Annotated in this window: 7 protein-coding genes; all 7 read left to right on the forward strand. The window is 73.9% G+C overall.

Annotated features, from left to right (window positions below; translation table 11 throughout):
* Positions 1-58: 58 nt before the first annotated feature.
* The 7 genes from ACZ4U4_RS25385 to ACZ4U4_RS25415 are packed head-to-tail and all read left to right on the forward strand — an operon-like array spanning position 59 to position 12,183.
* The gene (locus ACZ4U4_RS25385; RefSeq protein ID WP_467878523.1) at positions 59-343 is read left to right on the forward strand and encodes a phosphopantetheine-binding protein; all 285 of its coding nucleotides are present in this window, start codon (positions 59-61) and stop codon (positions 341-343) included.
* Positions 340-3,621 carry a non-ribosomal peptide synthetase gene (locus ACZ4U4_RS25390; RefSeq protein ID WP_467878525.1) on the forward strand — a complete coding sequence of 1,094 codons (3,282 nt, stop codon included), beginning with the start codon at positions 340-342 and terminating at the stop codon, positions 3,619-3,621. The genes ACZ4U4_RS25385 and ACZ4U4_RS25390 overlap by 4 nt, the downstream gene beginning before the upstream one ends.
* Positions 3,618-6,260, forward strand: a complete 2,643-nt coding sequence (locus ACZ4U4_RS25395; RefSeq protein ID WP_467878527.1) for a type I polyketide synthase — start codon at positions 3,618-3,620, stop codon at positions 6,258-6,260. The genes ACZ4U4_RS25390 and ACZ4U4_RS25395 overlap by 4 nt, the downstream gene beginning before the upstream one ends.
* The gene (locus ACZ4U4_RS25400; RefSeq protein ID WP_467878530.1) at positions 6,257-9,538 is read left to right on the forward strand and encodes an amino acid adenylation domain-containing protein; all 3,282 of its coding nucleotides are present in this window, start codon (positions 6,257-6,259) and stop codon (positions 9,536-9,538) included. The genes ACZ4U4_RS25395 and ACZ4U4_RS25400 overlap by 4 nt, the downstream gene beginning before the upstream one ends.
* Complete coding sequence (locus ACZ4U4_RS25405) at positions 9,535-10,371, forward strand: thioesterase II family protein (protein ID WP_467878533.1); 837 nt, start codon at positions 9,535-9,537, stop codon at positions 10,369-10,371. Before ACZ4U4_RS25400 ends, ACZ4U4_RS25405 begins: the two co-directional genes overlap by 4 nt.
* On the forward strand, positions 10,364-10,555 hold the full coding sequence (locus ACZ4U4_RS25410) for an MbtH family protein (RefSeq protein WP_467878535.1): 192 nt from the start codon (positions 10,364-10,366) through the stop codon (positions 10,553-10,555). Before ACZ4U4_RS25405 ends, ACZ4U4_RS25410 begins: the two co-directional genes overlap by 8 nt.
* Positions 10,556-10,572: 17 nt before the next feature.
* Positions 10,573-12,183 (forward strand): amino acid adenylation domain-containing protein, encoded by a 1,611-nt coding sequence (locus tag ACZ4U4_RS25415; RefSeq protein ID WP_467878537.1) that lies wholly within the window; start codon positions 10,573-10,575, stop codon positions 12,181-12,183.
* The last annotated feature ends 13 nt before the right edge of the window (positions 12,184-12,196 follow it).

A 12,196-nucleotide genomic window follows, 5' to 3' on the forward strand; every position in this document is an offset into this window, starting at 1 on the left:
TCACGCATCACGGCGGGAAACCGTCGCATCCTTCACAGCCGGAAGGGGGCTTGTGGCCATGGTTTCCAAGTCCGGGCCAGCGGATCAGATCTCGGGCGAGGACGTGCGGCGCACGATCGGTGAGATCTGGAGACAGGTGCTGCGCGTCGAGAAGCTGGGCGACCGCGACAACTTCTTCGAACTGGGCGGTCATTCGCTGACCGCTTCGCAGATCATCTCCCGTATCGAGCGGTCGCTGCACGTCGAGGTCCCGATGGGCGAGTTCTTCGAGCGGCCCACCGTCGAGCAGCTCACGGAGTTCGTCCTGCGGTGTCGCGGACACGAGGGAAGTGCGCAGGCGTGAGCACGGGCATGGGTGCGGACACGGCCCTCTCCTCGGCCCAGCAACGACTGTGGTTTCTGTGGCAGTTGCGGCCCGACGGCAATGAGTACAACGTGCCCAGGGCCACCCGGCTGCGCGGCGCGCTGGACAGCGACGCCCTGCGGCGGGCCCTCGACCGGCTGGTGGCGCGGCACGACGCGCTGCGCGCCTCCTTCCCGACCGTGGCCGGTGCGCCGGTGCTGCGGATCGCCGCCGAGGCGAGCGTGCCGCTGTCGCTGACCGATCTGAGCGCGCTGCCCACGGCCGAGCGGGACGTGGCGCTGGACGAGGCGGTGACCCGCGCCGCCCTGGCGCCGTTCGACCTGGCGCACGGCCCGGTGCTGCGCGCGGAACTGATCCGTCTGGCCCGGGACGACCATGCGCTGGTCCTCACCTTCCACCACATCGCCGTCGACGGCTGGTCCATGGGCATCATCGACCGCGAACTGGCCGCCCTGTACGCGGCCATGATGGCCGGCGACGACGACCCGTCGGCCGCACCGGCGCGCTCCTACCGCGACTGCGTCGCCGCCGAGCGACGGCTCCTGGCGGGGCCCCGCCGCCACGAGGCACTGGACCACTGGCGCGCCGAACTTGCCGGCGCACCGCTCGAACTGGCCCTGCCGACCGACCGGCCGCACCCCGCGGCACCGAGCTTCGCGGGGGACAGCCGCGTCTTCCCCGTCCCGCCCGAACTGGCGGAACGCGTCGACGCCGTCGCCGTCCGCCACCGCGTCACCCGCTTCATCACCCTGCTCAGCGGTTATGCGGCCCTGCTCTCCCGGATGACCTGCGCGCCCGACCTGGTCATCGGCGTACCGGTCAGTGGCCGTACGGAGATGGAGGTCGAGGGCACCGTCGGGCTGTTCGTCAACATGATGCCGGTGCGCATCCGCTGCACCGCGGACACCACCTTCGGCGCGCTCCTGCACCAGGTGCGCGACACCATCCTCGCCGGGCACGAATACCAGGACCTGCCCTTCCAGCTGTTGGTCGAGGAGGTGCAGCCGGACCGCTCGACCGCCCGCCACCCGCTGTTCCAGACGGTGGTCACCTACGAGGACCTGCCCACCGAAGGCACCGCCCTCCCCGGTCTCGACGCGTCGCCGCTGCCGATCCCGACGCGGACGGCCAAGTACGAACTGGCGCTGCATCTGGCGGGCAACCGGCAGCGCACCGAGGCATGGGTGGGCTACCAGACGGACGTCTTCGACGGCCGCAGCGCCGAGCTGATCGGCGACCGCTACCTCCGCCTCCTGTCCGCGGCCCTCGACGACCCGGACACCCCGGTGTCGCAGCTGCCCGTACTCGGGTCCGAGGAGGAGCGGATGCTGCTCACCGACTGGGCCGGAGCCCCGGAGCGGGCGGCACGGGGATCCGTGCGGGAGCGGGTCGACCAGCTCGTCGAGCGGCAGGCGCGGGCCCAACCGGACGCCGTGGCGGTACGCAGCGACGAGGGCACCTTGACCTATGCCGAACTGGACCGCGCGGCCGACCGGATCGCGGCCGGGCTACGCGCGGCGGGCGCGGGACCGGGAACCCTCGTGGCGACCTGCCTGCCGCGCGGCGCGGACCTGGTCACCGCGCAGCTCGGCGTCCTCAAGAGCGGCGCGGCCTATCTGTCGCTCGACCCCGCACATCCCGCGCCCCGGCTGACCGCCCTCCTCGCCGAGGCACGTCCGCTGCTGGCGCTGACCGGCCCGGAGCACCGCGCGGGCCTGGAGTACGGGCGGGTGGAGACGCTCAACTCCCTGCGGGACGAGGCGGACGCACCGGACGGCCCGCCCGCCGGTCCCGGTGATCTCGCCTACGTGATGTACACCTCCGGATCGACGGGACGCCCCAAGGGCGTGCTGGTCGAACACCGCGCGCTGGCGAACCTGGTGGCCTGGCACCGCGCGGAGTTCGGCATCGGACCGGGCGACCGCGGCACCCTCATCGCCGCCCCCGGATTCGACGCGTCCGTCTGGGAGACCTGGTCGGCCCTGACCGCCGGCGCCACCGTGGAAGTGCCCGCGGCCGAGACCGTCCTGTCGCCACCCGAGCTGCGCTCCTGGCTCACCGAACGGCGGATCACCAGCGCCTTCCTGCCCACGCCTCTCCTGGAGCGCATGCTCCGGGAGCCCTGGCCCGCCGCATCGGCCCTGCGGTCCGTGCTGACCGGCGGCGACCGGCTGCACGGAACGGGCCGGCACCCGCTGCCCTTCCGGCTGGTCAACAACTACGGCCCCACGGAGAACACCGTGGTCGCCACCTCGGGCACGGTCCCGGCCGATGGCGGCGAACGGGACACCCTGCCCGGCATCGGGCGGCCCGTGACCGGCACCGAGGTGTATGTGCTGGATGCGGAGTTGCGGCCGGTGCCGGTGGGGGTGCCCGGTGAGCTGTACCTGGGCGGGGAGGGGCTGGCGCGGGGGTATCTGGGGCAGCCTGCGCTGACGGCGGACCGGTTCGTGCCGCATCCGTTCAGTCGGGCGCCTGGTGCGCGGTTGTACCGTACGGGCGATCTGGTGCGCTGGCGGAGCGACGCGGGTCTGGATTTTCTGGGGCGTAACGACCATCAGGTCAAGATCCGGGGTATCCGGGTCGAGCCGGGTGAGATCGAGAACGTGCTGCGCGCCCACCCCGGCGTCCGCGACGCCATCGTGGCGGCCCTGAGTCCGGACGGCACCGCGGAGCCCGAACTCACCGCCTATCTGGTGCCCGCCGACGCGTCCGGAGCCCCCGACCTCGCCGCGCTCCACGACCACATGACCCGGCACCTGCCCCGCCATATGCACCCACGCCGCTACCTCCTCCTGCCCTCGGTGCGGCTCACCGCCAACGGCAAGGTCGACCACACGGCGCTCGCCGAGGGCGCCCGGGAACTCTCCCCGCCGCCCGCCAGCGCCCACCGGCGCGCCAGGACACCACTGGAGCAGCTGATCAGCGACGTATGGGCGGGGGCGCTCGGCCACGAGTCCTTCGGGACGGACGACAACTTCTTCGACGCGGGCGGCCATTCGCTGCTGCTGGCGTCGGTCCGCGACCGGCTCACCGCCGAACTGGGCACCCCGGTGCGGATCGCCGACCTCTACGCGTACCCGACCATCGCCACCCTCGCCCGGCAACTGTCCGGCGCCCCGGGCAGCACGGCCGAGGACCGGCCCGCGGGCCGTACCGGCGACGGGGACGGCGGCGTCGAGCGCCGTCGACGCGGCGCGGCCCGGCTGACGGCGATGCGGGCGCGGACCTCTCACGGAAGGGCTGAACGACAGTGACCGCCGAGCACTTCAACGAGCACACCGAGGCGGAAGGCGCCACGTACGGCGACGATGCGGACGACACCCGTATCGCCGTCGTCGGCATGGCCTGCCGCTACCCCGGAGCCGTGACCCCGGAAGAGTTCTGGCACAACGTGGTGACCGGCGTCGACGGCGTACGGACCCTGACCGTGGACGAACTGCGGGAGTGGGGCGAGGACCCGGAGCGCTGCTCCGATCCGCGCTATGTCCGCGAGCACGGTGCCGTCGCGGACCTCGGTGGCTTCGACGCCGACTTCTTCGGCGTCTCGGAACGCGACGCCGACCTGCTCAACCCGCAGCACCGGATCTTCCTGGAATGCGCCTGGGAAGCGCTGGAGCGGGCGGGATACGACCCGCTCGCGGTCCCGGGCACGACCGGGCTGTACGCGGGAGCCGGACGCAACGGTTACGCCTCGGTGATTCGGGGCCGGACCGACCGCTTCCCGGGCGTGGACGACCTCACCCTCAGCCTCGCCAACGACCCCGAGCACCTGTGCACCCGGGTGTCGTACGCCCTTGGCCTGACCGGACCGAGCGTGGCGGTCATGACCGCGTGCTCGACCTCGTTGGTCGCGGTGCACACGGCGGGCCTGGCGCTGCTGGCCGGTGAGTGCGACACGGCACTGGCGGGCGGCGTCACGCTGCGGGCCCCCCGGTCCGGCTACTGGCACCGGGAAGGCGGGACCATGTCACCGGACGGGCGCTGCCGGACATTCTCCGAGGACGCGCGGGGCATCGTGGCCGGCGACGGCGCCGGGGTCGTCGTCCTGCGCCGGCTGCGGGACGCGATCGAGGACGGCGACCACATCCACGCGGTGATCCGCGGCTCGGCCGTGAACAACGACGGCCACGACCGCGCCGGCTACACGGCCCCCGGCGTACGAGGCCAGGCGGAGGTCATCCGCCGGGCGCAGCTCGCGGCCGGGGTGTTCCCGGACGACATCTCCTACATCGAGGCACACGGCACGGGGACGCCGGTCGGCGACCCCATCGAAGTGACCGCGCTGGCCCAGGTGTTCGGCGCGGCCGGCACCGGCGACCGCACCGCGCGGGACACCGGCGCCGAAGGGCCCGTGGCCCTGGGCTCGGTCAAGACGAACATCGGGCACACCGACACCGCCGCCGGAGTCGCGGGCCTCATCAAGACCGTCCTGGCACTGGAGGACCGCACCCTCCCGGCCACCTTGCACTTCACCGGCCCGAACCCGCGGATCGACTTCGGGGCCACGCCCTTCGGCGTCACCACCCGCACCCGCAAGTGGGAGACCAGCAGGCTGCCGCGGCGGGCCGGCGTCAGCTCCTTCGGGATCGGCGGCACCAACGCGCACGTGGTGCTGGAGGAGGCGCCTGACGCCGTACCGGCCGCGCTGCAGCCCGCCCCCGCCGAGCAGCTCCTGGTCCTCTCGGCCCGGACGCCCACCGCCCTGGACACGATGGCCGGGCGGCTGGCCGAGCATCTGCGCCGGCACCCGGAACTGCCGCTGGACGCCGTCGCCCGGACCCTCCAGCTGGGCCGGCATGCGTTCGGCCACCGCCGCCACCTGGTCTGCGCCGACCGCGCCCAGGCCCTCGCGGCGCTCGCGGCACCGGCGGCGGACGACGGCGCAGCACACCCGGAGGGCGAGCCGGGCGGGACACCGGCCGTCCTCGCGTGCGCGGGAGCGGACGCGTGGGAAACCGGCTCCGTCCGCGGGCTGTACGCGTCCTTCCCGGCCTTCCGGGACGCGGCCGACGCCTGCTGCCGGGCGCTGGCCGCGCCGCTCGGCCGGGAGGTGCGGCAGCTGCTGACAGCGGACGCGGCGGTGACGGCCGGTCCGGAGCCGGAGCGAGTGGCGCGCTTCACCGTCGCCTACGCGCTGACCCGCACGCTCATGGACTGGGGGGTGGCTCCCGCGTCCGTCACGGGGCAGGGGCCGGGCGCCCTGGTGGCCGCGGGCGTCGCCGGGGCGCTGCCGCTCGCCGACGCGCTGCGGATCGCCGGCTCGGCGGCGCTGGGCGCGGAGCCGCTGCGGGAGGCGGTCCGGGCGGCCGCCTGGCGCACCCCCGAGAGGTCCTGGACCCATGCCGTCACCGGCGCACCGGTGAGCCCGGTCGAGGCGGCCGACCCGGGCTTCTGGACGGAGCTTCCGGAGCGGACACCACCGCAACCGGCCGACGCCCGCGCCGCGCTGCTCGACGCCGTGGGCCGGGCGTGGCGCGGCGGCGCGACGATCGACTGGGACCGCCTGCACACCGGAGCGGACCGAAGCCGGGTGCCGCTGCCCACCTACCCCTTCGAGCGGCGGACCCATCTGGTGCGGCCCGCGCCCGTACCCGAGACGGCCCGCGTCCCGGAAACGGCCGCCGCCCCGGCCCCGGTGGAGACGGAACGGCCGGGGCCGGACGCGCCCGAGCCGGTCGGGCAGGCCCTGCTCGCGCTCTTCCGGCAGGTGCTCGGCACGCCCGAGGACGTCAGCGATCCGGACTTCTTCGAACACGGCGGGGACTCCCTCGCCGCCGTCGAGCTGCTCTCCCTCGTCGAGGCGCGGTTCGGCGCGGCGCTCTCGCTCGACGACGTATTCGACCACCCGACGGTCAGCGGCCTGGCCCGCGTCGTCGAAGGGAGCCTCGCATGACGCACCCGACCGCTCCCGGGACCGAGCCCACCGGCGCGGCGGACACGTACCCGTCCCACCCGGCGTCCTTCGCCCAGCGGCGCCTGTGGTTCCTCGACCAGCTCGACTCGGGTAACGGCGCCTACAACCTGGTGGCCGCCCTCCGGCTGCGCGGGTCCCTGGACACCGAGGCGCTGCACTGGTCCCTGAACCGCGTCGTGGACCGGCACGAGGTGCTGCGCACGGTCTTCCGGCCCGACGGGGAAGGAGAGCCCCGGCAGCATGTGACGCCCCGCCGCCCGCTCGCCCTCCCGGTCACCGACCTGACGCGGCAGCCGCCGGAAGACCGTGACGAGCGGGCCCGGACGCTCATCGAGACGGAGACCGAGCGGGCCTTCGACCTCGCCACGGGCCCCCTCCTGCGGACCCGTGTGGTGCGCCTGGACCAGCGGGACCACGTGCTCGCCGTCATCTGCCACCACACTGTCTGCGACGGCTGGTCCATGGACCGGCTCTTCGCGGAGCTGTCCGAGCTGTACGCGGCGCGCACCGCCGGGCGCGCCCCCGCGCTGGAGCCGGTGCCGCTGCAGTTCGGGGAGTACGCGGCCCGGCAGCGCGGCGCACTGGAGGGCGCCGAGGCCCGGGCCGCGCTCACCCACTGGCGGGACCGGTTGCACGGGGCGCCGACGCTGCTGGAGCTGCCCACCAGCTTTCCCCGCCCCGCCGTTCAGGGCTTCGACGGCGCGACGCACACCGTGCCGCTGAGCCGCGAGAGCTGGCAGGCGGTACGGGCCGTCGCGGCGCGGCACAAGGCCACGCCGTTCATGCTGCTGCTGGCGGCGTTCGCCCTCCAGCTCTCCCGCCTGTCGGGCGCCGAGGACCTGGTCATCGGCAGCCCGAGCGCCGGCCGGGCCCGGCCCGAACTCGCCCCCGTGATCGGCATGTTCGTCAACACCCTGCCGCTGCGCATCGATCTGTCCGGCGATGTGACGTTCGAGGAGCTGCTGCGCCGGGTGCGCCGCAGCGCCCTGGACGCCTTCCCCCGGCAGGACGTACCGCTGGACCGGATCGTCACGGAACTGGGCACCGAGCGCGCACGCAGCCACGACCCGCTGTTCCAGGCGATGTTCGCGCTCCAGCAGCCGCTCTCCGCGCCCGAACTGGCCGGGCTGGCGACGGACATCTTCCCGGTGAACCCGCGGACGACCTTCGCGGACCTCTGGCTGGAGATCCGGCCCCACGCGCCCGGCGCGGACGGCACCGGCGGCGCGGACTGCTGCTTCCGTTACCGCACGGAACTCTTCGACGCGGAGACGATCGGCCGCCTGGCCCGGCAGTACCAGCACCTGCTGCGCACCGCGCTGGACGCCCCCCGGACCCGGCTGTCGCGGTTCTCCCTCACCGACGAGCAGGAGACGGACCGGCTGCTGCGTCAGGGGAACCGGAGCGCGCAGGCACACCCGTGGGACGGACCGGTGCACGAGGCCGTCGACCGGCAGGCGCGGCGTACGCCCCGGGCCACCGCCGTGGTCTTCGCGGACGAGCGGCTCAGCTACGCGCAACTCGCGGGCCGGACGAGCCAGTTGGCGTGGCACCTGGCCGCACACGGCGCCGCGGCGGACACCCCCGTCGCGGTCTGCCTGCCCCGCGGTACCGGCCTGGTCACCTCGGTCCTGGCTGTCATGGCGAGCGGCAGCGCGTATCTGCCGCTGTCGCCCGAGGACCCGCCGGCCCGGCTGGTGCGGATGCTCCGCGCGGCGGGCGCCGCCCACATCCTCACCACGCAGGAGCTGGCTCCCGTCCTCGCCGACGCGGGCGTGCCCGTCACGGCCGTGGACACCTTTCCCTGGGAGGAAGGCGGGTGGCCGGACCGGCCCATGGCCCCCGGCCGGGCCGGCCCCGACCACCTCGCGTACGTCATCCACACCTCCGGATCCACCGGCGCCCCGAAGGCGGTGGGTGTCCCGCACCGCGGACTGGCCAACCGCATCCGTGGCATCCAGGACACCCACGGGCTGGACGCCACGGACCGTGTCCTGCACAAGACGCCCGTCACCTTCGACGTCTCCCTTTGGGAACTGCTGTGGCCGCTGACGGCGGGGTCCACGCTCGTCGTGGCGGCGCCGGGCGGCCACCGGGACCCGACCTACCTCGTCGAGGTGATCGAACGCGAGCGGGTCACCACCGTGCATTTCGTGCCGCCGCTGCTCGCCGCCTTCCTCGAAGAGCCCGGGCTGCACCGCTGTGCGTCGCTGCGCCGGGTGCTCTGCAGCGGCCAGGAGCTGCCCCGCGCCACCCGCGACCGCTGTCTGGAGCGCCTGCCCGCCCGGCTGTTCAACGCGTACGGGCCCACCGAGGCGTCGATCGAGGTGACCGAGGAGGAGTGCGCGCCGAAGGCCGCCGGGGGAGGGGCACCCGATCCGCGGGTCTCCATCGGGCGGCCCGTGACCGGCACCGAGGTGTATGTGCTGGATGCGGAGTTGCGGCCGGTGCCGGTGGGGGTGCCCGGTGAGCTGTACCTGGGCGGGGTGGCGTTGGCTCGGGGGTATCTGGGGCAGCCTGCGCTGACGGCGGACCGGTTCGTGCCGCATCCGTTCAGTCGGGCGCCTGGTGCGCGGTTGTACCGTACGGGCGATCTGGTGCGCTGGCGGAGCGACGCGGGTCTGGATTTTCTGGGGCGTAACGACCATCAGGTCAAGATCCGGGGTATCCGGGTCGAGCCGGGTGAGATCGAGAACGTGCTGCGCGCCCACCCCGGCGTCCGCGACGCCGTCGTGGTCGCCACCCGCCCGGACGGCGCCACGGGGGTACGGCTCACCGCGTATCTCGTGCCGTATGAAACCGACGGACCTCGGCCGGCACCGGACGCCGACGCCCTCGTCGCCGCGGTGGACGGCCGGCTGCGCGCCTCTCTGCCCGGGTTCATGGTCCCGTCGCGGACCGTCGTGCTGCCCCGCCTCCCGCTCAACGCGAGCGGCAAGGTCGACCGCGCCGCCCTGCCCGCGCCCGCCGCCCCCGCACCGGCCCCCGAGACCGTCCGCGTGGCACCCGCGGACCACGTCGAAAGCACGCTCGCACGCATCTGGTCCCAGGTGCTCGACCGGCCGGGGACCGATGTCACCGAGGACTTCTTCGCCCTCGGCGGGGACTCCCTCAAGAGCATCCAACTGGTGCACCGGGCGCGGGAGGCCGGACTGTCCCTGCGCGTCGGCGACATCTTCCACCACCCCACCGTCCGCGACCTCGCGGCCCATGTGCGGCGCACGGCCGCCCCCGCCGAGCCCCGGGAGGACCGGTGAAGAGTCCCTGGCTGCTGCGCTTCCCGCCGCGCCCCGACGCGCGGGTGCGCCTGGTGTGCCTGCCGGGGGCGGGCAGTGCGGCGTCCATGTACCACCCGTGGTCGGCGCTGCTCCCCGAGGAGGTGGAGATCTGCGCCGTCCAGCTGCCGGGCCGCGGCGCGCGGTTGCGGGAAACCGCGTTCCGCCGGATGGAACCGCTGGCCGACGCCCTGACCGAGGTGTTGCGCGCCGAGTGCGACCGCCCCGTGGTCCTCTTCGGCCACAGCCTCGGCGCCCTGATCGCGTACGAGGTGGCCGCGCGGCTGCGGGAGCTGCCGGACACCCCGGTGGCCGCGCTGATCGTCGCGGCGCACAAGGCGCCACACCTGGGCAGCGCGGAGGCGTCCGGCCACGATCTGCCGGACGACGAACTGCTGGCCTTTCTCGACCGGTTGGGCGGCACGCCCGCGGGGGTGCTGGCCCGGCCGGACATCCGGCGGCTGGCACTTCCCGCCCTGCGGGCCGACTTCGAGCTGGACTTCACCTACGCGTACCGCGAACGGCCCCCGCTGGACATCCCCCTCAGCGCGTTCGGCGGCACGGACGACGCCCTGGTGTCGGAATCCGAACTCGTCGCCTGGGGCCGGCACACGGCGCGCGCCTTCCGGACGTGGCGACTGCCCGGCGGCCATTTCTTCCTCACCGGCCCGCACGGCGCCGACATGCTCACCCGGATGCGTGCCCAGCTGCTCACCCTCGCCCGGCCCGGCCTGCCGGACCACGGCACACCCCGCACCGGAATCCCCCGCACGGAAACCGTTCACACAGGAGAGGACCACGTTGCCCATGTTTGAGGACGATGAGGACCGCCGGTACACCGTGGTCCGCAATCACGAGGACCAGTACTCCGTCTGGCCGGCGGACCGCCCCGCCCCGACCGGCTGGGAATCCGTGGGCGTCACGGGCCCGAAGTCCGTATGCCTGTCCCACATCGATACGGCGTGGACCGACCTGCGCCCCCTGAGCCTGCGTTCCTGACGAGGAAGAGATCCCACGTGCTGGCACAACTGACGCTGCACCGGCTGTTCGAGGAACAGGCGGCGCGCACCCCCCACGCGCAGGCCGTGACGGACGGCCGACAGACCCTGACCTACCGTCAGCTGGACGAGCGGGCCGCCCGTCTGGCCTCCGCCCTCCTGCGGCATGACCCCGCGCCGGGCACCCGGATCGGCCTCTACCTGCGGCGCGGGGCCGACGTGGTGGCCGCGGTGCTCGCCGTCATGAAGGCGGGCTGCGCCTACGTACCGCTGGACCCCGCGTACCCGCACGACCGGGTGCGCTACATGGCCCGCGACGCGTCACTGGACCTGGTGGTGACCGACCAGGACGTGGACGCGGTGTTGCCCGACGCCACCGTCATCACCGTCGATGACGCCGTACGCTCCCAGCCTCCCCTGGAGGGCGGCCGGGTGACGGTCACCCCGGACATGCCCGCCTACGTCATCTACACCTCCGGGTCGAGCGGCGACCCCAAGGGCGTCGAGGTGTCCCACCGGAACGTCACGGCGCTGCTGGCGGCCTGCGACCGGGTGTTCACGCTGCGCGGCGACGACGTGTGGACGCTGTTCCACTCGCCCTGCTTCGACTTCTCCGTCTGGGAGATGTGGGGCGCCCTGGCCCACGGCGCCAAGCTGGTCGTGGTGCCGTCCGAGGTCGCCCGTTCGCCCGAGGCGACCCTCGACCTCGTGGTGTCCGAGCGCGTCACCGTCCTCAACCAGGTGCCCTCGGTGTTCCGCTATCTGTCCCGGTCGGCGGTGGCCCGTGCCGAGGACACCGCCGACCGGCCCGCAACGGCCCTGCGGTACGTCATCTTCGGCGGTGAGCCGGTGGATGTGGACGCCGTCCGCGCCTGGCGCCGGCTCCACGGCACCCGTACGGAGTTCTTCAACATGTACGGCATCACCGAGACGACGGTGTTCGCCACCTGCCGAAGGCTGCCGGAGAGCGAGATCGACCCACGGCCGACGACCGCCCCCGATGCCCCGTCCACCCCGGACGCCCCGGCTCCCACGGGCGCAGCCGCCGACCCGGAGCTGAACATCGGACGCCCGCTCGACGGCTTCGAGGTGGTGCTGCTCGACGAATGGGGAGGCCCCACCCCGCCGGGAAGGGTCGGCGAACTCTGCCTCGCCGGTGACCAGCTGGCGATCGGCTACCTGAACCGTCCGGAGCTGACCGACGAGCGCTACCCCCTCCTCGACGTGGCGGGTACCGGCGAGGCACGGCGCTACTACCGCAGCGGCGATCTGGCCGTGGCCCGGCCGGACGGCAGCTGGGAGTACGCGGGACGCGCCGATGACCAGGTGAAGATCAACGGCTACCGGATCGAGACGGGCGAGATCGAGGCCGCGCTGCGCACCACCGACGGCGTCCAGGACCTCGTGGTGCTGCCGGTCACCAGCCGGATCGGCGAACGCATGCTCGCGGCCTGCTTCACCCCCGGGCCCGGCGTCGACCAGGAGGAGCTGGGCGCGCGCCTGGCGGCCCGCGCCGCGGCGGCGCTGCCCGGCTACATGGTGCCGCGCCGCTTCGTGCCCGTGCCCGAACTGCCGCTGAGCCCTTCGGGCAAGACCGACAAGCGCGCACTCGCCGCACACGTGTCATGACTCACACCGGAGG

The sequence above is a fragment of the Streptomyces sp. NPDC029159 genome, assembly GCF_055564055.1.